Raw genomic sequence first — 21,644 nt, 5'->3', positions numbered from 1 at the left:
GGCGTTCGGGCGGGCTTTCACGAGTCGCTTTTTTGTTTTGTTTTTTTCGACTGCGCTCAAAATAACAAAACAAAAAGAGCTCCAACAATCGTTCAATCCCTAACGCATTTATTCTCTAATCAGAGGCAAAGTAGAACAACGCAACAAACCTTCCTGTTTAGCAATTTCGGCATACGGAACTTCTTCTACCGTAAAACCATTATCGCGAAGCCATTGATTTAATCTGATAAAATTCTTTTCAGAAATAACCACCTCCGGCGAAATGCTAAAAATATTACTATTCATATTATACATTTCTTCTTTGGTGATTTCAAATACATTTTCCTTACCAAAATAATCTACCAACCAATTGTATTCTTCTTCTTCCAAAAAGCCATTTCTATGAATAATGGCTTTGCCTTTTCCTATTGGCTGGAAGCAACAATCTAAGTGCAAGGCATTGTCTTTTGGGTCTGTGTTGCTTTTTCGTAAGTTAAAACTTTTCACTTTTTTATCTGGAAACAAATCCTGTAAAGCCTTTACTGCTTTGGTATTGGTGCGTGCAGTAATAAAATCTGGATAATCTTTTCCACGGTAAGTGCCAACAAAAATATAGTCTTCGTGCGGCATAACGTCACCACCTTCTACGTGTGCGTCCTCTTCAAATTTTACCACATTTTTAGGATCAATAAGATCTAAAACGTGTTGTATGGCTTCAATTTCCTGATCTCTGTCCGGTAAAATATTGGCTTTTATAAATTTGTCTTCGATAACAAAACCAATATCGCGCGAAAAAATTTGGTTATAACCCTCAATTACGTTGGGTCTGTAAACTTGCACATCGTATTTTTTTAAAACTTTTTCTACAGCAGCCATTTCTTCTACCATATCTGCCTCTTCCGGATAGCTGCCGGCTTTTATGTGTTCTTTAGATTTAGGATCGTAGGTATCTTCTAAGGCCGGGGTTTTACCGGGAGTTTTGGCAATTCCTAAAACAACTTCTTTCAGTTTTGAAAATTCGTTGGTAACGTGTGGTTTTAACATACTGCAACTTTTATTATATCTATAAAAAAGAAGCTGTCTAAATTTTTTGTTGTCTTTTGCTGTTTAAATTACCAAAACGCGCATTGGTTTTTGGTAAGTTTATAAACCTGCAAGTTTAAGACAAGTTGCTTTTAGACAGCCTCCGTTTAAACCAACCGCTTCAATTTAGCGGCTTTCTATATCTTTAAAATCTCTATGGTTTTCGCCAATATAAATTTGTCTTGGACGACCAATTGGCTCTTTACGCAAGCGCATCTCTCTCCATTGTGCAATCCAACCCGGTAAACGACCAAGAGCAAACATTACCGTAAACATTTCTGTTGGTATGCCAAGTGCTCTATAAATAATACCGGAGTAAAAATCTACGTTTGGATATAATTTTCTGTCTACAAAATAAGAATCTTCCAAAGCTTCTTTTTCTAAGCCTTTGGCTATATCTAATACCGGATCTTCTATTCCTAAATTACCCAATACTTCGTCTGCAGATTTTTTAATGATTTTTGCGCGAGGATCAAAGTTTTTATAAACGCGGTGACCAAAGCCCATCAAACGGAAAGAATCTTCTTTGTCTTTGGCTTTTTTCATATACTTTTTAGTATCGCCACCATCTTGCTTAATACCTTCTAACATTTCTATTACCGCTTGGTTAGCACCACCGTGCAATGGTCCCCAAAGTGCACAAATACCGGCAGAAATAGAAGCAAACAAACCTGCGTGCGAAGAACCTACCATTCTTACCGTAGAGGTAGAACAGTTTTGCTCGTGATCTGCATGCAAAATTAACAACTTATTTAAAGCCGAAGAAATTGCAGGATCTACCTTATATTCTTCGTTAGGCTTTTTAAACATCATTTTTAAGATGTTATCTACATATCCTAAAGATGTATCGCCATAATCTAATGGTTGACTGTTACGTTTGCGTAAAGTCCAGGCTACTAAAACCGGAAATTTTGCCAATAATTTAATAATGGCATTATACATATCTTCGTCAGAGTCTACATTTACAGAGCTTGGGTTAAATGCAATTAAAGCATTGTTTAAAGACGATAAAACGCCCATTGGATGCGCAGATTTAGGAAAACCATCTAAGATTTTCTTCATCTCTTCATCTACCACAGACTCTTTTTTGATGTCTTTATATAATTTGTCAAGTTGCTCTTGCGTGGGCAACTCTCCGAAAATAAGAAGATAAGCAACTTCTAAAAAACTAGCTTTTTCGGCTAAATCTTCAATAGCATAACCACGGTAACGTAAAATACCTTCTTCTCCGTTTAGAAAAGTAATCGCACTTTCGCAAGAACCGGTATTTTTATAACCGGGATCCAAGGTAATTAATCCCCCTGTTTCGCCTCTTAATTTTTTGATTTCTATTCCTACTTCACCTTCGGTACCTTTTACGACTGGAAAATCGTATTTTTTACCGCCGATTTCTATGGTTGCTTTCTCTGACATATTCTTTAATTATTTTATTTTTTTAAGTGTCGCTAAATTACAAAAATTAGTGCTAATAGAGCGACAAGAAGTCGTGATATTTGTACTGTAGTAACAAACTTTCACATAATTTTTACACTTTCTATAGTTTAATTCTATAAGAACTGGTTTTTATTTTTAAAATAGAATTTACTCAAAACAAAACCGCTGTCAATTTTTAAGTTTGACAGCGGTTTTTAAATTTTTGCAACAAAATGCTATAACTATATTTTAAAGGCTTTTTTTTGCGGGTAATAAGCTATTTCTCCCAGTTCTTCCTCTATACGTAATAACTGATTATATTTTGCCATACGATCGCTACGCGAAGCAGAACCGGTTTTAATTTGCCCGGTATTGAGTGCTACGGCCAAATCTGCAATGGTGGTATCTTCTGTCTCTCCGGAACGGTGTGACATAACCGAAGTATAACCGGCATTATGTGCCATATTTACCGCGGCAATAGTTTCGGTAAGGGTACCAATTTGGTTTACTTTTATCAAAATAGAATTGGCTATTTGGTTTTCAATTCCGCGCTCTAAACGCTCTACATTGGTTACAAATAAATCGTCTCCTACCAGCTGTACTTTTTTACCAATTTTTTCGGTAAGGTATTGCCAGCCGTCCCAATCGTCTTCGTCCATCCCGTCTTCAATAGAAATAATAGGATATTCTGCAGCCAATTCTGCTAAATAATCTGCTTGTTCGTGGCTGTTTCTTACTTTTCCGGATTCGCCTTCAAATTTTGCGTAATTGTATTTACCATCTTCGTAAAATTCCGCGGCAGCGCAATCTAACGCCAACATAATTTCGTCACCAAACTTATAACCAGCATTTTCTGTAGCTTGTTTAATAGAATCTAAAGCATCTTCGGTACCTTTTAAGGTAGGCGCAAATCCGCCTTCGTCGCCAACTGCCGTGCTTAAATTTCTATCTTTCAACACTTTTTTTAGGTGATGAAAAATTTCTGAACCCATTTGTAGCGCGTGTGAAAAGCTTTTTGCTTTTACCGGCATAATCATAAATTCCTGAAAGGCAATTGGCGCATCTGAATGGGAACCACCGTTGATGATATTCATCATTGGCACCGGAAGTGTTTTGGCACTCACGCCACCAACATACCGATAAAGCGGCATATTTAACTCTGCCGCAGCTGCTTTTGCCACGGCCAAAGAAACGCCTAAAATGGCGTTGGCACCAAGATTGGCTTTGTTATCGCTGCCGTCTAAATCTATTAAGGCGCGGTCTATGGCTTCTTGCTGCAATACATCTGCACCTACCAAAGCTTCGGCTATTTTTGTATTTACGTTTTCTACGGCTTTTAAAACGCCTTTGCCCATATAGTTTTTTTTGCCGTCGCGTAACTCTACAGCTTCGTGCTCGCCAGTAGATGCGCCCGAAGGCACGGCTGCTCTTCCTAAATAGCCGTTTTCTGTTACTACATCTACTTCTACGGTTGGATTACCACGCGAATCAAAAATTTGTCTTGCTCTTATATCTATTATTAGACTCATAATTAGTTTAAATTATAATGAATGTCCGAAAAATACAAATTAAGTTTAATTTTTAAGCTATAAATTAAGCTTTTGCCAGTTTTATGTTTTCTATAAATTCATCAAATAAATAGGACGCATCTTTAGGTCCGGGATTAGCTTCTGGGTGATATTGAACAGAAAAACAATTTTTATTCTTTATACGCAAACCTGCCACGGTATGATCGTTTAAATGCAAATGGGTTATTTCTATGTTATCGTTTTTTTCCAGGCTTTCTCTGTCTACCGAAAATCCATGATTCTGGGAAGTGATTTCACCTTTTCCGGTTCGTACATTTTTTACGGGATGATTAATACCGCGATGCCCGTGATGCATTTTATAGGTTTTAATATTATTGGCCAAAGCAATAACTTGATGCCCTAAGCAAATACCGAAAAGTGGTTTATTTTCTTCCAAAATATTTTTTGTTAGCGCTATAGCTTCCTTTAGTGGCTCTGGATCTCCGGGACCGTTTGAAAGAAAATAAGCATCGGGATTCCATTCTTTCATCTCTGCATAGGTTGCATTGTACGGAAAGACTTTTACGTAGCAATCGCGTTTGGCCAAATTTCTAAGAATATTTTGCTTGATACCAATATCTAAAGCAGCTATCTTATAGCTCGCTTTTTCTTTACCAACAAAATAAGGTACTTTAGTAGAAACTTTTGAGGCCAACTCGTAGCCCTTCATATCAGGAATCTCTGCCAATTGCTTTTTTAGCGCCTCTATATTGTCTACTTCAGTAGAAATTACAGCATTCATTGCGCCGTGTTTGCGTATATATGCAACCAAAGCGCGGGTATCTACATCTGCAATAGCGAGCAGTTTATGTCCTTTAAGGAAATTTTCTAAAGAGCCAGAAGCTTTTTTACGCGAATAATTGTAACTGAAATTTTTACAAATTAAACCGGCAATCTTAATGGAATTTGATTCAACATCTTCTTCATAAGTACCATAATTACCAATATGTGCGTTGGTAGTTACCATAATCTGTCCGTAATAAGAAGGATCTGTAAAAATTTCTTGATAACCCGTCATACCGGTATTAAAGCAAACTTCTCCAAACGAAGAACCTTGCATTTGTCCTATAATTTTACCGTGAAAGATGGTACCATCTTCTAATAAAACGATTGCTTTTTGCCGATTTTGAAACTGCATTATAAATAGTTATTAAAGTATGGGTTAAAAAAAAGGGACAAACACAAAAGCGTTTATCCCTTATAAAATTAAATAATTGAATATTTTATTCTATTCTTCCTCATTAGAAGTTTTTTTATCTTCTGCAGGAGTTTGTTTACCTTCAGATTGTGTAGCCTCGGCCGGTTTACTCTTTTTACCGCCTCTTCTACTTCTTCTGGTAGATTTTTTCTTGCCAGTCTCTTTATTGTAAATATCATTAAAATCTACAAACTCTATCATTGCCATTTCTGCGTTATCTCCTAAACGATTACCCAATTTGATTATTCTTACATAACCTCCTGGTCTATCGCCGACTTTTGGAGCTATCTCGCGAAATAACTCGGATACCGCATACTTATCTCTTAGTTTAGAAAAAACCAAGCGTCTGTTATGCGTAGTATCTGCTTTAGATTTAGTTACCAAAGGCTCTATAAATTGTCTTAAAGCTTTAGCTTTAGCTACTGTGGTATTTATGCGTTTATGCTCTATTAAAGAACTAGCCATGTTTGCAAACATAGACTTTCTATGAGCAGTCTTTCTACTTAAATGATTAAATTTCTTTCCGTGTCTCATTTTCTTAGATGTTAGAAGATAGGATTAACCAAGGTTTAGAAACGTCGGTTAATCCTACGTCTATTTTTAGTCTTTATCTAATTTATATTTTGAAAGATCCATACCGAAATTTAAGCCTTTAACGTTAACTAATTCTTCTAGCTCTGTCAAGGATTTTTTTCCGAAGTTACGGAACTTCATCAAATCGTTTTTATTATATGCTACCAAGTCTCCTAAGGTGTCTACTTCTGCCGCTTTTAAGCAATTTAATGCTCTTACCGAAAGATCCAGATCTACCAATTTGGTTTTTAACAACTGGCGCATATGCAACGATTCTTCGTCGTAAGTTTCAGTTTGCGCTATCTCATCAGACTCTAAGGTTATTCGCTCATCAGAGAATAACATAAAGTGGTGAATAAGAATTTTTGCAGCCTCTGTCAATGCGTCTTTAGGATGTATAGAACCATCGGAACTAATTTCGAAAACCAATTTTTCATAATCGGTTTTTTGTTCTACACGATAGTTTTCTATGCTGTATTTCACGTTTTTGATTGGCGTAAAGATACTATCAGTAAAAATGGTTCCTAACGGAGCACTAGATTTTTTATTTTCTTCTGCAGGAACGTAGCCTCGACCTTTTTCTATGGTAAGCTCTAGGTTAAGACTAACGTCTTTCTCCATATTACAAATTACCAAATCGGGGTTTAATACCTGAAATCCGGAAATAAATTTTTGAAAATCACCGGCCGTTAATTGTTCCTTACCGGAAACCGCTACCGTTATGGTTTCGTTATCAACTTCCTCTATTTGGCGTTTAAAACGAACTTGTTTTAAGTTAAGAATCATTTCGGTAACGTCTTCTACAACCCCCGAAATGGTAGAAAATTCGTGTTCTACACCTTCTACGCGAACAGATGTTATTGCAAAACCTTCTAAAGAAGATAACAGCACTCTTCTTAAAGCGTTACCAACTGTAAGCCCGTAACCCGGTTCTAAAGGACGAAATTCAAATTTGCCTTCGAACTCGGTCGAGTCTATCATGATAACTTTATCGGGCCTTTGAAAATTTAATATTGCCATATTGTGAGTTCTGTCTGTTAAAAATTATTTCGAATATAATTCGACAATAAATTGTTCGTTTATATTTTCAGGAATTTGAATCCTTGTTGGCACCGCTACAAAAGTTCCTTCTTTTTTCTCGCTGTTCCAAGTTATCCACTCGTAAACGCTGCTTGCATTTTCTAAAGATTCTTGAATAGCGTTTAAAGACTTCGATTTTTCACGTACACCTACTATGTCACCAGCTTTAAGTTGGTAAGATGGTATATTTACAATTTTACCGTTTACGGTAATGTGCCGGTGCGATACTAATTGTCTTGCACCTCTTCTAGAAGGAGAAACCCCCATTCTAAATACTACGTTATCTAATCTAGATTCACATAGTTGCAGCAAAACTTCCCCTGGTATACCACGAGCTGCAGTTGCTTTTTTAAACATATTACGGAATTGACGCTCTAAAATACCATAGGTATATTTGGCTTTCTGCTTTTCCATAAGCTGGATAGCATATTCCGATTTTTTTCCGCGACGACGGTTATTACCGTGTTGTCCCGGTGGATAATTTCTTTTTTCGAAAGACTTATCGTCTCCGTAAATAGCTTCGCCAAATTTACGTGCTATTTTTGTTTTTGGACCAGTATATCTTGCCATTGAATTTAAATTTAAAAGGTGATTATGAATTAAGGTCTAGAAATAAATCCTTCGATAATCGTAATACCTTTTAGTTATACTTAATTATACTCTTCGTTTTTTAGGAGGTCGGCAGCCATTATGTGGCACCGGGGTAACATCTATAATTTCGGTAACTTCTATACCACCGTTATGAATAGAACGGATGGCAGATTCTCTACCGTTACCCGGGCCTTTTACATAAACTTTTACCTTTTTAAGGCCGGCTTCGCTAGCTACTTTTACCGCATCTTCTGCAGCTAATTGAGCAGCGTAAGGTGTATTCTTTTTACTACCTCTAAAACCCATTTTCCCTGCGGAAGACCAAGAAATAACGTCCCCTTTTTTATTAGTTAAAGAGACAATTATGTTATTGAACGATGCAGTAACATGTGCTTCTCCAAAAGCATCAACGTTTACTTTACGCTTTTTTACTGTAGACTTTGCCATACTTTCTTGTTATTTAGTTACTTTTTTCTTGTTAGCAACTGTTTTTCTTCTTCCTTTACGCGTTCTAGAGTTATTCTTAGTACGTTGGCCTCTAAGTGGCAATCCGGATCTATGACGAATTCCTCTATAACAACCAATGTCCATCAAACGCTTGATGCTCATTTGCACTTCAGAACGCAATTCTCCTTCGATTGTGTAATTACCAACTGCTTCTCTAATTTTACCAATTTCTTCATCGGTCCAATCAGATACTTTTTTACTTTCATCTACTTTGGCAGTAGCCAAGATATCTTGGGCTCTACTTCTACCAATTCCGAAGATATAGGTTAACGCTATAACTCCTCGCTTTTGTTTGGGTATATCTACACCTGCAATTCTTGCCATAATTAGCCTTGTCTTTGTTTAAATCTAGGATTCTTTTTATTAATTACGTAAAGCCTGCCTTTTCTGCGAACTATTTTGCAGTCGGCGCTTCTTTTTTTTACTGATGCTCTAACTTTCATCTCTATTGTTTTTACAACCAATTTTAGTGCTCTCAAAAATTGATATTATATTTTTTCGAGTTGCAAAACTACGAAAAAAAATATAAATAACACATTTATTGGTAATTAGTATCTATAGGTTATACGAGCCTTAGTTAAATCGTATGGGCTCATTTCTAATTTTACTTTATCACCAGGTAAAAGTTTGATGTAATGCATTCTCATTTTACCTGAAATATGTGCGGTAACTATGTGCTCATTTTCTAACTCAACTCTAAACATAGCGTTAGATAATGCTTCTACTATAGTACCGTCTTGTTCTATTGCGGGTTGTTTTGCCATAATTATGCTACTGCTTTTCTATTTCTACCTGTTTTCATTAATCCGTCATAATGCCTGTTCAATAAGTAAGAATTTACTTGCTGCATTGTATCTATTGCTACCCCTACCATAATTAGTAAAGAAGTACCACCAAAGAATAACGCCCAACCTTGTTGCACCCCAAAAGCTACTACTACTGCCGGAAAGACCGCAATTGCAGCTAGAAATACACTACCCGGTAAGGTAATTTGTGACATAATTCTATCTAGGTATTCAGCAGTTTCTGTACCGGGACGTATACCCGGAATAAAACCACCGCTTCTTTTTAGATCGTCTGCCATTTTATTGGTTGGAACAGTAATGGCCGTATAAAAATAGGTAAATATTATAATTAACAACGCAAATACCAAGTTATACCAGAAGCCGAATATATTATTAAAGGCAGCGGTAACACCCTGTGCCATTGCAGAATCTGATAATCCCGCAACTGCAGCTGGTATAAACATAATTGCTTGTGCAAAAATGATAGGCATAACCCCAGATGCATTAAGCTTTAACGGAATAAATTGTCTTGCGCCGCCAAAGATATTTTTCTCATAGCCACCGGCAGCATTTCTACGGGCATATTGAACGGGTATTTGCCGTACAGCCATAACCAGCATAACCGAAGCAAATATAATAGCAAACCATATTACCAATTCTATTAAAATCATTACCGCGCCCCCGTTAGATTCGAAAACACGCGATGTAAATTCTTGCAAGAAAGCTTGTGGTAAGGTTGCTACAATACCAACCATAATTAATAATGAAATACCATTACCAATACCTTTATCTGTAATACGCTCTCCGAGCCACATTGCAAAAATGGTACCGGTTGTTAGTATTATTACCGATGAAACAATAAAGGTAGCAGAGTTACCTAAAAGAAAAGCACTTTCAGGTAAGGTAGCAAAGAGGTTATAAATATATCCAGGTCCTTGCACCAAGGTAATAGCTATGGTAAGCCATCGTGTAATTTGATTAATTTTCTTACGACCACTTTCTCCTTCTTTCTGAAGCTTTTGCAAATAAGGAACCGCAATTCCCATAAGTTGCACTACAATGGAAGCAGAAATATAAGGCATAATACCAAGCGCAAAAACAGAAGCATTTGCAAACGCACCGCCGGTAAAAGCATTAAGCAAGCCAAGAAGACCGCCATCTGTTTGCGTTGCTAAATCTGCCAATTGCGCTGCATCAACCCCCGGAAGGACCACTTGCGCTCCAAATCTGTAAACAAGTAAAAGCCCAAGGGTAACCAGTATACGGTTTTTGAGCTCTTCTATTTTCCAAATATTTTTTATTGTTTCAATAAATTTCATTGGTTTCTTATTATAAAGTTACTGCTTCGCCACCAGCTGCTTCGATAGCTTTTTTTGCAGTGGATGAAAATTTATGAGCGGTTACTTTTACCTTAGTAGTAAGTTCACCTCTACCCAAAATTTTTACCAGTTCGTTTTTATTTGCTAAACCTAGCTCAACAATAGTTTCAAAGTCTAAGGTATCGTTTACTTTACTCTCATCTACCAATCTTTGAATGGTGTCTAAGTTTATACCTTGATATTCTTTACGACTAATATTGTTAAAACCAAATTTAGGTACTCTACGTTGCAACGGCATCTGCCCGCCTTCAAAACCAATCTTCTTAGAGTAGCCCGAACGAGATTTTGCACCTTTATGCCCTCGAGTAGACGTACCACCTTTTCCGGTACCTTCTCCACGGCCTAAACGTTTGCTATTGCTATGTACAGAACCTTTAGCAGGTCTTAAGTTATTTAATTCCATCGTTTAAATTATTTTGTTTCTTCTACAGAAACTAAGTGTTTCACTTTATTTATCATTCCAAGGATGTTAGGAGTATCTTGGTGTTCTACCGTATCTCCTATCTTTTTTAATCCTAACGCTTGTAGAGTAAGTTTCTGGCCTTTAGTGCGGTTAATAGCACTTTTTGACTTTGTTACTTTTATCTTTCCCATTTTATCCTTGAATTATTATCCGTTAAATACCTTGTCTAAAGAAATTCCTCGCTGTTTTGCAACAGTTTTTGCACTTCTTAATTGTAGTAAAGCATCAAAAGTTGCCTTTACCATATTATGTGGGTTAGAAGAACCTTGACTCTTAGAAAGCACATCTTGCACTCCAACAGATTCTAATACCGCACGAATAGGTCCACCTGCAATTACACCGGTACCTTCTGCAGCCGGTAACAAGATAACTCTTGCACCACTGTATTTTCCTTTTTGCTCGTGAGGAATAGAGGTTTTGTTTAAAGGAATACGAACTAAATTCTTTTTCGCATCTTCTACTGCTTTAGAAATAGCTTCTGCAACCTCTTTAGATTTTCCTAAACCTTGGCCTACTACGCCGTTTTCGTCTCCTACAACAACAATAGCAGAAAATCCGAAAGCTCTACCACCTTTAGTAACTTTTGTTACCCGTTGCACTCCAACTAAACGATCCTTTAACTCTAAACCACTCGGTTTTACGCGTTCTACGTTTTTATAATCTTGATACATATATTTTAGAATTTAAGTCCTCCTTCGCGAGCACCTTCTGCTAATGATTTTACTCTACCGTGATACAAATAACCGCTTCTATCAAACTTAACGGCATCTACACCGGCTTTCTCCGCACGTTGTGCTACCAACTTGCCAACTTCTTTTGCAATTTCTGACTTGTTGCCTTCTTTTGCAATTTCTTTATCTCTAGAAGAAGCAGCTAACAAAGTTTTACCTTCTACGTCGTCTACTAGTTGCACATAAATTTCTTTATTGCTTCTAAAAACAGACAAACGTGGTTTTTGCGCAGTTCCCGTAAGGTTCTTACGAATTCTTCTTCTTATTTTTTCTCTTCTTTTTACTTTTGAAAATGCCATATCTACACTTTATTAAGCTGATTTACCTGCTTTTCTACGCAATTGCTCACCAACAAATTTAATTCCTTTTCCTTTATAAGGCTCTGGTTTACGAAGGCTGCGAATTTTTGCAGCTACTTGTCCAACCAATTGCTTATCGTAAGAAGTTAATTTTACAATTGGATTCTTACCTTTCTCACTAACGGTTTCTACCTTAACTTCGGGTGCCAAAGCTAATACAACATTATGAGAATAACCAATTGCCAAGTCTAATTTTTGACCTTGATTAGAAGCTCTATAACCAACTCCTACTAATTCTAATTCTTTAGTAAAGCCGTTTGAAACGCCTTCTACCATATTTTGAATTAATGCACGATACAAGCCGTGTTTAGATTTAATCTGCTTCTTTTCTGAAGTTCTTTCTAAGATTACTTCATTATCTTCAACTTTAATGTCGATATCGTTAAACTCCTGTTGGAGCTCTCCTAATTTTCCTTTTACCGTAACCACATTACCGTTTACGTTTATTTCTACGCCTTCTGGGATAGTTACCGGACTTTTACCTATTCTTGACATTCTTTTCTTGTTTTGAGTTTAGTAAACGTAGCAAAGTACTTCGCCACCCACATTTTCTTTTCTTGCTTGCTTATCTGTCATTACTCCGTGAGAAGTAGAAACGATAGCAATTCCCAATCCGTTAAGGATACGCGGAAGCTCATTGGCACCGGAATACTTACGTAAACCTGGTTTACTTATTCTTTGAATCTCTCTAATGATAGACTCTTTGGTATCTTTATCATATTTAAGCGCTATTTTGATCGTGCCTCTACCGGCAGCTTCTTCCTCAAATTTATAGCTTAAAATATACCCTTGGTCAAACAAAATCTTGGTAATCTGTTTCTTAAGATTAGAAGCCGGGATTTCTACCACACGGTGGTTTGCTGCCACAGCATTTCTAATTCTTGTTAGGTAATCTGCAATAGGATCTATATTCATTCTTATTTATTTGTGGTAATGGTTTTCTTTGCCCGCAACAATCGGAGAAGAACCTGTTACCTATTAATATTTTACCAACTAGCCTTTTTAACGCCAGGAATTAGACCATGGTTAGCCATTTCTCTAAATTTAACGCGAGAAATACCAAATTGTCTCATATATCCCTTTGGTCTACCGGTTAATTTACAACGATTGTGCAAGCGCACCGGAGAAGAGTTTTTTGGTAATTTTTGAAGCGCTTCCCAATCACCAGCTTCTTTTAAAGCCTGGCGCTTTTCTGCGTACTTCTCAACCATTTTTTGTCTTTTTACCTCACGGGCTTTCATTGATTCTTTAGCCATAATTATTTCTTTTTAAAAGGTAGTCCTAATTCTGTTAACAATGATTTTGCTTCCTTATCTGTTTTTGCAGTGGTCACAAAACTAATATCCATACCTGCGATTGAATTTACACGGTCGATATTTATTTCCGGAAAAATAATTTGTTCAGTAAGACCTAAATTATAATTTCCTCTACCATCAAAACCAGATGCGTTAATACCGCTAAAATCACGTACGTTTGGCAAAGATGCAGTAATAAGTCTATCTAAAAACTCATACATACGTTCTCCGCGTAGCGTTACTTTTGCCCCAATTGGCATCCCTTTACGTAATTTAAACGAAGCAACATCTTTCTTAGAAATGGTTGATACCGCTTTTTGTCCTGAAATTGCAGTTAATTCCTCTACTGCGTGATCGATTAGTTTCTTATCTGCAACAGCGCCTCCAACTCCTCTACTAATAACTATTTTAGTAAGTTTAGGAACCTCCATTTTATTTTCGTAACTAAATTCTTCAGTAAGAGCAGAAATGACCTTGTCTTTATACTCTTGTTTAAGTCTTGGTACGTAACTCATATCTAAATTACTTCATTAGATTTTTTTGAAAATCTTACTTTTTTATCGCCTTCCATTCTATAACCAACACGGGTAGTGTTCCCATTTTTATCAATAAGTGATAAGTTAGATATATTAATTGGAGCTTCTTTTTTTGCTATTCCTCCTTGCGGATTGCTAGCACTAGGCTTTTGATGTTTAGACACCATATTAATGCCTTCTACAATTGCCTTATTTTTCTCAATTAATACTTTTTGCACCTTACCTTCTTGACCTTTATGGTCTCCAGCTATTACGCGCACAGTATCTCCTGATGTAATTTTAAGCTTTGTCATTTTTTCTGTATTAAAGCACTTCTGGTGCCAATGATACAATTTTCATAAATTGCTTATCACGAAGCTCTCTGGCCACAGGGCCAAATACCCGTGTACCACGCATCTCACCGGTTGGATTTAACAATACACAAGCATTGTCATCAAACCGAATGTAAGAACCATCTGGCCTACGTACCTCTTTTTTAGTACGAACAACCACACCAGTCGAAACCGCACCTTTTTTGATGCTACCGTTTGGACTAGCTTCTTTTACGCTAACAACAATTTTGTCTCCTACAGAGGCGTAGCGCTTTTTTGTACCGCCCAACACGCGTATAACTAAAACTTCTTTAGCCCCGGTATTGTCTGCTACTCTTAATCTAGATTCTTGTTGTACCATAATTACTTCGCTCTTTCAATTATTTCTACTAATCTCCAACATTTGTTTTTACTTAAAGGTCGTGTTTCCATGATCTTTACAGTATCACCTTCGTTGCAGTCGTTTTTTTCGTCGTGCGCTACATATTTTTTCGTTTTTAAAACGAATTTACCATACATAGGGTGTTTCATTTTTTTAGTTTCCGAAACAACAATAGATTTCTCCATTTTGTTACTGGTTACTACACCTATACGCTCTTTTCTTAAATTTCTTTTTTCCATCTTGTAAGCAGAATTAGTCTAATTCTCTTTTTGTCAATTCCGTGGCTAACCTCGCCTTTGTCCTTCTTACAGTTCTTAACTGTGCAGGGTTATCTAAAGGCGTAATTGCGTGGGCCATTTTAAGGTCTCTATATTGCTGTTGAGATTTTGCAAGCTCTTCGCGCAATTCAGCTACAGATAATTCTTTTACTTCTGATTGTTTCATAATTTCAAAAATTATTCTTGATAATCCCTTGACACAATAAACTTGGTCCTCACAGGAAGTTTCTGGGCTGCCAAACGCAATGCTTCTTTTGCTAAAGCTTGCGGTACACCACCAATTTCAAATAATATTCTACCAGGTTTTACGGTTGCTGCCCAATATTCTACATTACCCTTACCTTTACCCATACGTACTTCTAATGGTTTCTTGGTAATTGGTTTGTCTGGGAATATTTTAATCCATATAGACCCCTCTCTTTTCAAGTAACGGGTTGCTGCAATACGCGCAGCTTCTATTTGTCGTGCAGTAACAAAACTGGTATCTAAAGATTTGATTCCAAAGGTTCCGTTAGAAAGTCTATGCCCTCTTCCGGCATTTCCTTTCATGCGTCCTTTTTGTTGTTTACGATATTTTGTTCTCTTAGGCTGTAACATTTCTTATTCTTTAAAAAATTACTTTCTACGACGTGATTTGTTACCACCTCGTCCGGATCCGGATTTTCCTCCTTGTTTTTTGGATAGTCCAACAAGCGGAGAAAGTTCTCTTTTTCCGTAAACTTCACCTTTCATGATCCATACTTTAACGCCTAATCTACCATAAGTAGTATGCGCTTCTACCAAAGCATAATCAATATCGGCTCTAAAAGTAGACAAAGGTATACGACCATCTTTATAGCCTTCTGAACGTGCCATCTCTGCTCCGTTTAAACGACCAGAGATTTGAATTTTAATTCCTTCCGCATTCATTCGCATCGCAGCAGCGATAGCCATTTTAATTGCGCGGCGATAAGAAATTCTATTTTCTATCTGTCGCGCAACACTCGCAGCTACTAAGTGGGCGTCTAGCTCAGGTCTCTTAATTTCAAAAATATTAACCTGAACTTCTTTGTCGGTAATCTTTTTAAGCTCTTCTTTCAACTTGTCTACCTCCTGTCCACCTTTCCCAATAATAATACCAGGACGGGCAGTGGTGATAGTAACGGTTACAAGTTTAAGCGTGCGCTCAATAATTACTCTAGCTACACTAGCTTTAGAAAGACGAGCATGGATGTACTTTCTTACTTTATCATCTTCAGCTATTTTATCGCCGTAGTCATTTCCTCCGTACCAGTTAGATTCCCATCCTTTAATGATACCAAGTCTATTTCCAATTGGATTTGTTTTCTGTCCCATACTACTCTTCTTAGCTTTGTGTATTATTTTTAGATCCTAACACCAATGTAACGTGGTTAGATCTTTTTCTTATTCTATGTGCCCTTCCTTGTGGTGCCGGACGTAATCTTTTTAACATACTACCACCATCCACTCGGATTTCTTTTATGAATAACCCTGCATCTTCAAGACTTTCATCTTCGTTTTTCACTTGCCAGTTAGCAATAGCAGAAAGCAAAAGCTTTTCTAACCTACGTGATGCTTCTTTAGAGTTAAACTTTAAAATTTGAAGCGCTTTCTCTACACCTTCGCCACGTACTAAATCTGCTACTAAACGCATTTTTCTTGGCGAAGTAGGGCAGTTATTCAGTTTAGCAAAAGCTACGTGCTTTTTAGCTTCTTTTATTTGCTCTGCTCTTTCTCTTTTTCGAACTCCCATAGCTTCAATTATCTTTTACCTTTATTTTTTGCTCCCGCGTGCCCTCTAAAGGAACGCGTTGGCGAAAATTCTCCTAATTTATGACCTACCATATTCTCTGTAATGTATACAGGAACAAATTGCTTTCCGTTATGCACACCTATAGTTTGCCCAACAAAGTCTGGGGTAATCATAGAAGCCCTTGACCAAGTTTTAATAACGGTTTTTTTACCTGCCTCTACATTCTGAGCAACTTTTCTCTCTAACTTATAGTGAACGTAAGGTCCTTTTTTTAATGAACGTGCCATATCTTATTATTTCTTTCTACGTTCTACAATATATTTATTACTCGCTTTGGTTTTAGAGCGTGTTCTAAAACCTTTTGCAGGCAAGCCTTTTCTAGATCTTGGATGACCTCCGGATGCCCGACCTTCTCCACCACCCATTGGGTGATCTACTGGGTTCATTACAACTGGTCTTGTTCTTGGTCTTCTTCCTAACCAACGTTTTCTACCAGCTTTTCCTGAAACTATTAATTGGTGATCACTGTTAGAAACAGCTCCTACTGTAGCCAAACAAGTTCCTAAAATCAAACGAATTTCGCCTGAAGGTAACTTAACCGTTGCGTATTTTCCTTCTCTTGCTATCAATTGTGCAAAAGCTCCGGCGCTACGTGCCATAACAGCACCTTGTCCAGGTCTAAGCTCAATACAAGAAATTACCGTACCCAAAGGTATGTCTGCAAGTGGCATTGTGTTTCCAATCTCGGTAGCTACCGATGATTTTCCGGAAACGATATTTTGCCCCACTTCTAAACCATTTTGAGCAATAATATAGCGCTTTTCGCCATCTTGATAATTCAGTAAAGCTATAAATGCAGACCTGTTAGGATCATACTCTATAGATGCAACTGTTGCTGGTATACCGTGTTTGTTTCTTTTGAAATCTATAATACGGTAACGTCTTTTATGACCACCACCTTTGTAGCGCATGGTCATTTTTCCTTGACTGTTTCTTCCTCCAGACTTTTTATACGAAGAAAGTAAACTTTTCTCCGGCTTATCAGTCGTAATGGCGTCAAACCCATTAACAACTTTAAATCGCTGTCCAGGAGTGATAGGTTTTAATTTTTTAACCGACATTCTCTAAATTCTTAAAGATTACTATATAAATCTATTGTATCGCCGTCTGCCACCTGTACAACTGCCTTTTTAAAAGCGTTTGTTTTACCAGTCACGACACCCGTTTTTGTATAACGGGATTTACGATCCGGACGAACGTTCATTGTGCGAACTTTTTCTACTGAAACGCCATAAGCAGACTCTACCGCCTCTTTTATTTCAATCTTGTTCGCCTTATTATCTACCACAAACGCAAAGCGGTTGTTCAACTCGCTATCGTTGGTGGCTTTTTCTGTAATAATAGGTTTTTTTAAGATACTCATAACGTTTATTTACTCAAATTCGTTTCAATTTCTTCTAAAGCACCCTCTACAAAAATAACATTCTTAGCATTAAGCACTTTGTAAGTACTTAGTTCTGAGCTCATTATAACTTCTGAGGATTTTAAATTTCGTGAGGACAAATATACATTTTTATTTTTCTCTCCCAAGACAAATAAAGTTTTTTTGTCGTCTACTCCTAAGGCTTGCAATAAGTTGAGGAAATTTTTTGTCTTTGGTGTATCAAAATCAAACTTCTCTACAACCATTAAAGAATTCTCTTTAGCCTTCTGACTTAAAGCAGATCTTCTAGCAAGACGCTTTAAAGATTTGTTTAATTTAAAACGGTAATCTTTAGGTCTTGGACCAAAAATTCTTCCTCCTCCTCTAAAAATAGGAGACTTTATACTACCTGCACGTGCTGTACCGGTTCCTTTTTGTTTCTTAATTTTGCGTGTACTTCCAACAATTTCTGCACGTTCTTTTGCTTTGTGCGTTCCTTGTCTTTGGTTTGCCAAATATTGTTTTACATCTAAGTAAACTGCATGCTCGTTAGGTTCTATTCCAAAAACAGCATCAGAAAGGTTTGCCTCTCTGCCTGTTTCTTTTCCTTTGATATCTAATACTGCTACTTTCATTACTTCTGAATAGTTACATAAGCGTTTTTGTGACCAGGCACACAACCTTTTACTACAAGTAGGTTTTTATCTTCAACTACTTTCAACACTTTTAAGTTTTGTACTTTTACTTTTTCGCCTCCCATTCTTCCTGCCATTCGCATACCTTTAAATACACGCGCAGGATAGGATGCAGCACCAATTGAACCAGGAGCTCTTAACATACTCTGTTGGCCGTGAGTTCTTGAAGAACCTCTAAACCCGTGTCTTTTTACTACACCTTGAAAGCCTTTTCCTTTTGAAGTTCCGGATACGTCTACAAACTCTCCTTCTACAAAATGCTTTACTGTAAGGGCATCTCCTAGTTTATACTCTTCTTTAAAACCTTGGAACTCGATAACTTTCTTTTTGGCATCAGTACCCGCTTTTTTAAAGTGCCCTTTGGCAGCTTGCGTAGTACTTTTGTCTTTTTTGTCATCGAAACCAAGTTGCAGTGCTTCATACCCGTCAACCTCTTTGGTTCTGACTTGGGTAACAACGCATGGACCCGCTTGAATTACGGTACAAGGGATGTTTTTCCCGTTCTCGTCAAAAATGCTGGTCATGCCTATTTTTTTTCCTATTAACCCAGACATAATTATTATTTATTAGTTACTATTATTAAAAAAATTAGGGGCAAGAAAAATATATTCTAACCCCTAGATTATATTCTTCCGTTTTTCCTTTGCACGCAGCTCCGGACATGTTATTTCGGGTTTCCCCGAAGGCTTCCGATTTGATATCGAAAAGTTTAATTACTAAAAGCCTTTTTTTTACTTAGCTTGTAAAGACTATTTTTTGTTGAGATCCTTCAGCTACGCCGAGGGTTAATTCAACTAAGGTCTTTATTTCGCTTCGCTCGTAAAGACCTAGCTTTACTAAACTTTAATCTCTACTTCTACCCCGCTAGGTAATTCCAATTTCATCAACGCGTCGATGGTTTTGGAAGAAGAGCTGTAAATATCCAGTAATCTTTTATAAGAGCTTAACTGGAATTGTTCACGAGCTTTCTTGTTTACGTGCGGAGAACGCAATACTGTAAAGATTTTTTTGTGTGTTGGTAATGGAATTGGTCCGGTTACCACAGCACCAGTAGTTTTTACAGTTTTTACGATTTTTTCAGCAGATTTGTCTACCAAGTTATGATCGTAAGATTTTAATTTTATTCTAATTTTCTGACTCATTTTCCTTAATATTATTCATTAGCTCCTTTAGCTGCTTTAATCACTTCTTCTGAAATATTAGAAGGAGTTTCAGCATAGTGAGAAAATTCCATTGTAGAGGTTGCTCTTCCTGAAGAAAGTGTTCTTAAAGTAGTAACGTATCCAAACATTTCTGCTAACGGCACATCTGCTTTGATAACTTTTGCACCAGATCTGTCTGACATACTGTTTACTTGACCTCTTCTTCTGTTAAGGTCTCCTACTATATCTCCCATGTTTTCTTCTGGAGTAACCACTTCATTTTTCATAATTGGCTCAAGAATTACAGCACCTGCGCTTTTTGCAGCTGATTTGTATCCTAATTTTGCTGCCAACTCAAACGATAACTGGTCAGAATCTACCGGGTGAAAAGAACCATCTTTTAAAGTTACTTTTAAAGTATCCATATGGAAACCTGCAAGCGGACCGTTCTTCATAGCTTCCGTAAAACCTTTTTCTACAGAAGGAATAAATTCTTTAGGAATACGCCCACCTTTAATTTGATCTACAAACTGTAAGCCTTTTCCTTCAAAATCTTCATCTACAGGACCCATTTCAAATACAATGTCTGCAAATTTACCACGACCACCAGATTGCTTTTTGTAAACTTCTCTGTGTTGTGCGGTTTTGGTAACTGCTTCTTTGTACTCTACTTGAGGCTCTCCTTCGTTTACTTCTACTTTAAATTCTCTTTTTAAACGATCTACCAAAATTTCAATATGAAGTTCTCCCATTCCTGAAATAATAGTTTGACCGGAAGCTTCGTCCGTCTTTACCTGGAAAGTAGGATCTTCTTCCGAAAGCTTAGCCAAAGCCATACCCATCTTATCTACATCTGCCTTAGTTTTAGGCTCAACCGCGATACCAATTACCGGATCAGGAAAAGTCATAGACTCTAAAACAATAGGATGATCCATATCTGTAAGTGTATCACCGGTTTTAATATCTTTAAAACCAACTGCTGCCCCAATATCTCCGGCTTCAATTCTATTTATAGGCTCCTGCTTATTAGAGTGCATTTGGTACATTCTAGATATACGCTCTTTCTTACCGGAGCGATTATTCAATACGTAAGACCCAGCTTCTAGTGCACCAGAATAAGTTCTAAAAAACGCTAAACGTCCAACAAATGGATCTGTAGCAATTTTAAACGCCAAGGCTGCAAACGGAGAGTCTACATTTGGCTTTCTTTTTTCTTCCTCACCTGTATCAGGATTAACACCTTCAATTGCCTCTACCTCTACCGGAGATGGCAAATAGCGCATTACGGCATCCAACATAGCCTGCACCCCTTTATTTTTAAAGGCAGAACCACACATCATTGGTATGATAGACATATCTATAGTAGCTTTTCTTAATGCTTCTATAATCTCATCTTCAGTAATAGAGTTTTCATCTTCGAAAAACTTCTCCATCAACGCATCATCATACTCAGCCACAGCCTCAACAAGCTCAGCTCTGTACTTATTCACATCATCAACCAGTTCTTCAGGAATCTCAATAGTTTCATAAGTCATCCCGTGATCCTCCTCATTCCAAATAATAGCTTTTTTGGAGATAAGATCTACCACACCTTTAAAATCTATCTCCTCCCCAATAGGCACTTGTAATGGCACAGGATTTCCACCTAACATCTCTCTAACCTGCTTACACACATTAAAGAAGTCAGCTCCCTGACGGTCCATTTTATTTACAAACCCCAAACGTGGCACTTTATATTTATCTGCCTGCCTCCAAACTGTTTCAGATTGCGGCTCAACCCCGTCAACAGCACTAAACAATGCCACAACACCATCTAAAACGCGAAGCGAACGCTCTACCTCTACGGTAAAATCAACGTGACCTGGAGTATCAATAATATTAACAGTATATTCCTGATCTCTATAAGGCCAAGTACAGTGCGTCGCAGCAGAAGTAATAGTAATACCTCGCTCCTGCTCCTGCTCCATCCAATCCATTGTTGCAGCACCATCATGAACCTCTCCAATCTTATGACTGATACCAGTATAATAAAGGATACGCTCTGTTGTTGTTGTTTTCCCGGCATCAATATGCGCTGCAATACCGATGTTTCTTGTATATTTTAAATCTCTTTGTGCCAT

The 21,644-nt window shown here is 37.3% G+C and carries 34 protein-coding genes; all 34 read right to left on the bottom strand.

The window, feature by feature from the left end; translation table 11 throughout:
• Positions 1-108 precede the first annotated feature (108 nt).
• Entirely contained in the window at positions 109-1,023 is a 915-nt protein-coding gene (locus FKR84_RS11745; RefSeq protein WP_141422508.1) for a dimethylarginine dimethylaminohydrolase family protein, read from the bottom strand.
• Between the two features lie 165 nt (positions 1,024-1,188).
• Positions 1,189-2,475, bottom strand: coding sequence for a citrate synthase (locus FKR84_RS11740; RefSeq protein ID WP_141422507.1), 1,287 nt, complete (start codon positions 2,473-2,475; stop codon positions 1,189-1,191).
• A gap of 242 nt (positions 2,476-2,717) precedes the next feature.
• Complete coding sequence (gene eno / locus FKR84_RS11735) at positions 2,718-4,004, bottom strand: phosphopyruvate hydratase (RefSeq protein WP_141422506.1); 1,287 nt, start codon at positions 4,002-4,004, stop codon at positions 2,718-2,720.
• Positions 4,005-4,068: 64 nt separating this feature from the next.
• Positions 4,069-5,181: a glutamine-hydrolyzing carbamoyl-phosphate synthase small subunit gene (gene carA / locus FKR84_RS11730; RefSeq protein WP_141422505.1), complete on the bottom strand. Its 1,113-nt coding sequence runs from the start codon at positions 5,179-5,181 to the stop codon at positions 4,069-4,071.
• A gap of 90 nt (positions 5,182-5,271) precedes the next feature.
• Positions 5,272-5,775, bottom strand: coding sequence for a 50S ribosomal protein L17 (rplQ, locus tag FKR84_RS11725; protein WP_141422504.1), 504 nt, complete (start codon positions 5,773-5,775; stop codon positions 5,272-5,274).
• A 66-nt stretch (positions 5,776-5,841) separates the two neighbouring features.
• Positions 5,842-6,834, bottom strand: a complete 993-nt coding sequence (locus FKR84_RS11720; RefSeq protein WP_141422503.1) for a DNA-directed RNA polymerase subunit alpha — start codon at positions 6,832-6,834, stop codon at positions 5,842-5,844.
• Between the two features lie 24 nt (positions 6,835-6,858).
• On the bottom strand, positions 6,859-7,464 hold the full coding sequence (gene rpsD, locus FKR84_RS11715; protein WP_141422502.1) for a 30S ribosomal protein S4: 606 nt from the start codon (positions 7,462-7,464) through the stop codon (positions 6,859-6,861).
• Between the two features lie 84 nt (positions 7,465-7,548).
• On the bottom strand, positions 7,549-7,932 hold the full coding sequence (gene rpsK, locus FKR84_RS11710) for a 30S ribosomal protein S11 (RefSeq protein WP_141422501.1): 384 nt from the start codon (positions 7,930-7,932) through the stop codon (positions 7,549-7,551).
• Positions 7,933-7,941: 9 nt separating this feature from the next.
• Entirely contained in the window at positions 7,942-8,316 is a 375-nt protein-coding gene (gene rpsM, locus FKR84_RS11705) for a 30S ribosomal protein S13 (RefSeq protein ID WP_141422500.1), read from the bottom strand.
• A gap of 2 nt (positions 8,317-8,318) precedes the next feature.
• Entirely contained in the window at positions 8,319-8,435 is a 117-nt protein-coding gene (gene ykgO, locus FKR84_RS11700; protein ID WP_013305171.1) for a type B 50S ribosomal protein L36, read from the bottom strand.
• A 105-nt stretch (positions 8,436-8,540) separates the two neighbouring features.
• The gene (gene infA / locus FKR84_RS11695; RefSeq protein ID WP_141422499.1) at positions 8,541-8,756 is read right to left on the bottom strand and encodes a translation initiation factor IF-1; all 216 of its coding nucleotides are present in this window, start codon (positions 8,754-8,756) and stop codon (positions 8,541-8,543) included.
• Between the two features lie 2 nt (positions 8,757-8,758).
• Positions 8,759-10,096: a preprotein translocase subunit SecY gene (gene secY, locus FKR84_RS11690; RefSeq protein WP_141422498.1), complete on the bottom strand. Its 1,338-nt coding sequence runs from the start codon at positions 10,094-10,096 to the stop codon at positions 8,759-8,761.
• Positions 10,097-10,106: 10 nt separating this feature from the next.
• Complete coding sequence (gene rplO / locus FKR84_RS11685) at positions 10,107-10,559, bottom strand: 50S ribosomal protein L15 (RefSeq protein ID WP_141422497.1); 453 nt, start codon at positions 10,557-10,559, stop codon at positions 10,107-10,109.
• A gap of 8 nt (positions 10,560-10,567) precedes the next feature.
• Positions 10,568-10,750 (bottom strand): 50S ribosomal protein L30, encoded by a 183-nt coding sequence (gene rpmD, locus FKR84_RS11680; RefSeq protein WP_141422496.1) that lies wholly within the window; start codon positions 10,748-10,750, stop codon positions 10,568-10,570.
• 15 nt (positions 10,751-10,765) lie between these two features.
• The gene (gene rpsE, locus FKR84_RS11675) at positions 10,766-11,290 is read right to left on the bottom strand and encodes a 30S ribosomal protein S5 (RefSeq protein ID WP_141422495.1); all 525 of its coding nucleotides are present in this window, start codon (positions 11,288-11,290) and stop codon (positions 10,766-10,768) included.
• 5 nt (positions 11,291-11,295) lie between these two features.
• Positions 11,296-11,649, bottom strand: coding sequence for a 50S ribosomal protein L18 (gene rplR, locus FKR84_RS11670; RefSeq protein WP_141422494.1), 354 nt, complete (start codon positions 11,647-11,649; stop codon positions 11,296-11,298).
• A 12-nt stretch (positions 11,650-11,661) separates the two neighbouring features.
• The gene (gene rplF, locus FKR84_RS11665) at positions 11,662-12,204 is read right to left on the bottom strand and encodes a 50S ribosomal protein L6 (RefSeq protein ID WP_141422493.1); all 543 of its coding nucleotides are present in this window, start codon (positions 12,202-12,204) and stop codon (positions 11,662-11,664) included.
• A gap of 18 nt (positions 12,205-12,222) precedes the next feature.
• Complete coding sequence (rpsH, locus tag FKR84_RS11660) at positions 12,223-12,624, bottom strand: 30S ribosomal protein S8 (RefSeq protein ID WP_141422492.1); 402 nt, start codon at positions 12,622-12,624, stop codon at positions 12,223-12,225.
• 71 nt (positions 12,625-12,695) lie between these two features.
• Complete coding sequence (gene rpsN / locus FKR84_RS11655; RefSeq protein ID WP_141422491.1) at positions 12,696-12,965, bottom strand: 30S ribosomal protein S14; 270 nt, start codon at positions 12,963-12,965, stop codon at positions 12,696-12,698.
• 2 nt (positions 12,966-12,967) lie between these two features.
• Positions 12,968-13,519 carry a 50S ribosomal protein L5 gene (rplE, locus tag FKR84_RS11650; RefSeq protein WP_141422490.1) on the bottom strand — a complete coding sequence of 184 codons (552 nt, stop codon included), beginning with the start codon at positions 13,517-13,519 and terminating at the stop codon, positions 12,968-12,970.
• A gap of 2 nt (positions 13,520-13,521) precedes the next feature.
• Positions 13,522-13,833: a 50S ribosomal protein L24 gene (gene rplX / locus FKR84_RS11645; RefSeq protein WP_141422489.1), complete on the bottom strand. Its 312-nt coding sequence runs from the start codon at positions 13,831-13,833 to the stop codon at positions 13,522-13,524.
• A 10-nt stretch (positions 13,834-13,843) separates the two neighbouring features.
• A complete protein-coding gene (gene rplN / locus FKR84_RS11640) occupies positions 13,844-14,212 on the bottom strand; it encodes a 50S ribosomal protein L14 (RefSeq protein WP_141422488.1) in 369 nt (122 codons plus the stop codon).
• Positions 14,213-14,214: 2 nt separating this feature from the next.
• Positions 14,215-14,472 (bottom strand): 30S ribosomal protein S17, encoded by a 258-nt coding sequence (rpsQ, locus tag FKR84_RS11635; RefSeq protein WP_141422487.1) that lies wholly within the window; start codon positions 14,470-14,472, stop codon positions 14,215-14,217.
• Between the two features lie 13 nt (positions 14,473-14,485).
• A complete protein-coding gene (gene rpmC / locus FKR84_RS11630; protein ID WP_141422486.1) occupies positions 14,486-14,677 on the bottom strand; it encodes a 50S ribosomal protein L29 in 192 nt (63 codons plus the stop codon).
• 11 nt (positions 14,678-14,688) lie between these two features.
• The gene (rplP, locus tag FKR84_RS11625; RefSeq protein WP_141422485.1) at positions 14,689-15,108 is read right to left on the bottom strand and encodes a 50S ribosomal protein L16; all 420 of its coding nucleotides are present in this window, start codon (positions 15,106-15,108) and stop codon (positions 14,689-14,691) included.
• Positions 15,109-15,126: 18 nt separating this feature from the next.
• Entirely contained in the window at positions 15,127-15,846 is a 720-nt protein-coding gene (rpsC, locus tag FKR84_RS11620) for a 30S ribosomal protein S3 (RefSeq protein ID WP_141422484.1), read from the bottom strand.
• 10 nt (positions 15,847-15,856) lie between these two features.
• Entirely contained in the window at positions 15,857-16,264 is a 408-nt protein-coding gene (gene rplV / locus FKR84_RS11615; protein ID WP_141422483.1) for a 50S ribosomal protein L22, read from the bottom strand.
• Positions 16,265-16,272: 8 nt separating this feature from the next.
• The gene (rpsS, locus tag FKR84_RS11610; RefSeq protein WP_141422482.1) at positions 16,273-16,551 is read right to left on the bottom strand and encodes a 30S ribosomal protein S19; all 279 of its coding nucleotides are present in this window, start codon (positions 16,549-16,551) and stop codon (positions 16,273-16,275) included.
• Between the two features lie 6 nt (positions 16,552-16,557).
• Positions 16,558-17,385: a 50S ribosomal protein L2 gene (rplB, locus tag FKR84_RS11605; protein ID WP_141422481.1), complete on the bottom strand. Its 828-nt coding sequence runs from the start codon at positions 17,383-17,385 to the stop codon at positions 16,558-16,560.
• 11 nt (positions 17,386-17,396) lie between these two features.
• Complete coding sequence (gene rplW / locus FKR84_RS11600; protein WP_141422480.1) at positions 17,397-17,687, bottom strand: 50S ribosomal protein L23; 291 nt, start codon at positions 17,685-17,687, stop codon at positions 17,397-17,399.
• A gap of 5 nt (positions 17,688-17,692) precedes the next feature.
• Positions 17,693-18,322: a 50S ribosomal protein L4 gene (gene rplD / locus FKR84_RS11595; RefSeq protein ID WP_141422479.1), complete on the bottom strand. Its 630-nt coding sequence runs from the start codon at positions 18,320-18,322 to the stop codon at positions 17,693-17,695.
• A complete protein-coding gene (gene rplC, locus FKR84_RS11590) occupies positions 18,322-18,936 on the bottom strand; it encodes a 50S ribosomal protein L3 (protein ID WP_141422478.1) in 615 nt (204 codons plus the stop codon). The genes rplD and rplC overlap by 1 nt, the downstream gene beginning before the upstream one ends.
• Positions 18,937-19,218: 282 nt before the next feature.
• On the bottom strand, positions 19,219-19,524 hold the full coding sequence (gene rpsJ / locus FKR84_RS11585; protein ID WP_010230113.1) for a 30S ribosomal protein S10: 306 nt from the start codon (positions 19,522-19,524) through the stop codon (positions 19,219-19,221).
• Between the two features lie 11 nt (positions 19,525-19,535).
• Entirely contained in the window at positions 19,536-21,644 is a 2,109-nt protein-coding gene (gene fusA, locus FKR84_RS11580) for an elongation factor G (protein WP_141422477.1), read from the bottom strand.

Origin of the sequence: Haloflavibacter putidus (assembly GCF_006546625.1) — a bacterium.
Taxonomy (GTDB): Bacteria; Bacteroidota; Bacteroidia; order Flavobacteriales; family Flavobacteriaceae; genus Mesonia; species Mesonia putida.
This window is presented reverse-complemented; position numbering and strand designations above follow the sequence as displayed.

Excerpts from the sequence above, each read along its gene's own strand:
- FKR84_RS11745 (WP_141422508.1), bottom strand. The coding sequence starts at position 1,023 with ATGTTAAAACCACACGTTACCAACGAATTTTCAAAACTGAAAGAAGTT.
- FKR84_RS11740 (WP_141422507.1), bottom strand. The coding sequence starts at position 2,475 with ATGTCAGAGAAAGCAACCATAGAAATCGGCGGTAAAAAATACGATTTT.
- eno (WP_141422506.1), bottom strand. The coding sequence starts at position 4,004 with ATGAGTCTAATAATAGATATAAGAGCAAGACAAATTTTTGATTCGCGT.
- carA (WP_141422505.1), bottom strand. The coding sequence starts at position 5,181 with ATGCAGTTTCAAAATCGGCAAAAAGCAATCGTTTTATTAGAAGATGGT.
- rplQ (WP_141422504.1), bottom strand. The coding sequence starts at position 5,775 with ATGAGACACGGAAAGAAATTTAATCATTTAAGTAGAAAGACTGCTCAT.
- FKR84_RS11720 (WP_141422503.1), bottom strand. The coding sequence starts at position 6,834 with ATGGCAATATTAAATTTTCAAAGGCCCGATAAAGTTATCATGATAGAC.
- rpsD (WP_141422502.1), bottom strand. The coding sequence starts at position 7,464 with ATGGCAAGATATACTGGTCCAAAAACAAAAATAGCACGTAAATTTGGC.
- rpsK (WP_141422501.1), bottom strand. The coding sequence starts at position 7,932 with ATGGCAAAGTCTACAGTAAAAAAGCGTAAAGTAAACGTTGATGCTTTT.
- rpsM (WP_141422500.1), bottom strand. The coding sequence starts at position 8,316 with ATGGCAAGAATTGCAGGTGTAGATATACCCAAACAAAAGCGAGGAGTT.
- ykgO (WP_013305171.1), bottom strand. The coding sequence starts at position 8,435 with ATGAAAGTTAGAGCATCAGTAAAAAAAAGAAGCGCCGACTGCAAAATA.
- infA (WP_141422499.1), bottom strand. The coding sequence starts at position 8,756 with ATGGCAAAACAACCCGCAATAGAACAAGACGGTACTATAGTAGAAGCA.
- secY (WP_141422498.1), bottom strand. The coding sequence starts at position 10,096 with ATGAAATTTATTGAAACAATAAAAAATATTTGGAAAATAGAAGAGCTC.
- rplO (WP_141422497.1), bottom strand. The coding sequence starts at position 10,559 with ATGGAATTAAATAACTTAAGACCTGCTAAAGGTTCTGTACATAGCAAT.
- rpmD (WP_141422496.1), bottom strand. The coding sequence starts at position 10,750 with ATGGGAAAGATAAAAGTAACAAAGTCAAAAAGTGCTATTAACCGCACT.
- rpsE (WP_141422495.1), bottom strand. The coding sequence starts at position 11,290 with ATGTATCAAGATTATAAAAACGTAGAACGCGTAAAACCGAGTGGTTTA.
- rplR (WP_141422494.1), bottom strand. The coding sequence starts at position 11,649 with ATGGCATTTTCAAAAGTAAAAAGAAGAGAAAAAATAAGAAGAAGAATT.
- rplF (WP_141422493.1), bottom strand. The coding sequence starts at position 12,204 with ATGTCAAGAATAGGTAAAAGTCCGGTAACTATCCCAGAAGGCGTAGAA.
- rpsH (WP_141422492.1), bottom strand. The coding sequence starts at position 12,624 with ATGAATATAGATCCTATTGCAGATTACCTAACAAGAATTAGAAATGCT.
- rpsN (WP_141422491.1), bottom strand. The coding sequence starts at position 12,965 with ATGGCTAAAGAATCAATGAAAGCCCGTGAGGTAAAAAGACAAAAAATG.
- rplE (WP_141422490.1), bottom strand. The coding sequence starts at position 13,519 with ATGAGTTACGTACCAAGACTTAAACAAGAGTATAAAGACAAGGTCATT.
- rplX (WP_141422489.1), bottom strand. The coding sequence starts at position 13,833 with ATGACAAAGCTTAAAATTACATCAGGAGATACTGTGCGCGTAATAGCT.
- rplN (WP_141422488.1), bottom strand. The coding sequence starts at position 14,212 with ATGGTACAACAAGAATCTAGATTAAGAGTAGCAGACAATACCGGGGCT.
- rpsQ (WP_141422487.1), bottom strand. The coding sequence starts at position 14,472 with ATGGAAAAAAGAAATTTAAGAAAAGAGCGTATAGGTGTAGTAACCAGT.
- rpmC (WP_141422486.1), bottom strand. The coding sequence starts at position 14,677 with ATGAAACAATCAGAAGTAAAAGAATTATCTGTAGCTGAATTGCGCGAA.
- rplP (WP_141422485.1), bottom strand. The coding sequence starts at position 15,108 with ATGTTACAGCCTAAGAGAACAAAATATCGTAAACAACAAAAAGGACGC.
- rpsC (WP_141422484.1), bottom strand. The coding sequence starts at position 15,846 with ATGGGACAGAAAACAAATCCAATTGGAAATAGACTTGGTATCATTAAA.
- rplV (WP_141422483.1), bottom strand. The coding sequence starts at position 16,264 with ATGGGAGTTCGAAAAAGAGAAAGAGCAGAGCAAATAAAAGAAGCTAAA.
- rpsS (WP_141422482.1), bottom strand. The coding sequence starts at position 16,551 with ATGGCACGTTCATTAAAAAAAGGACCTTACGTTCACTATAAGTTAGAG.
- rplB (WP_141422481.1), bottom strand. The coding sequence starts at position 17,385 with ATGTCGGTTAAAAAATTAAAACCTATCACTCCTGGACAGCGATTTAAA.
- rplW (WP_141422480.1), bottom strand. The coding sequence starts at position 17,687 with ATGAGTATCTTAAAAAAACCTATTATTACAGAAAAAGCCACCAACGAT.
- rplD (WP_141422479.1), bottom strand. The coding sequence starts at position 18,322 with ATGAAAGTAGCAGTATTAGATATCAAAGGAAAAGAAACAGGCAGAGAG.
- rplC (WP_141422478.1), bottom strand. The coding sequence starts at position 18,936 with ATGTCTGGGTTAATAGGAAAAAAAATAGGCATGACCAGCATTTTTGAC.
- rpsJ (WP_010230113.1), bottom strand. The coding sequence starts at position 19,524 with ATGAGTCAGAAAATTAGAATAAAATTAAAATCTTACGATCATAACTTG.
- fusA (WP_141422477.1), bottom strand. The coding sequence starts at position 21,644 with ATGGCACAAAGAGATTTAAAATATACAAGAAACATCGGTATTGCAGCG.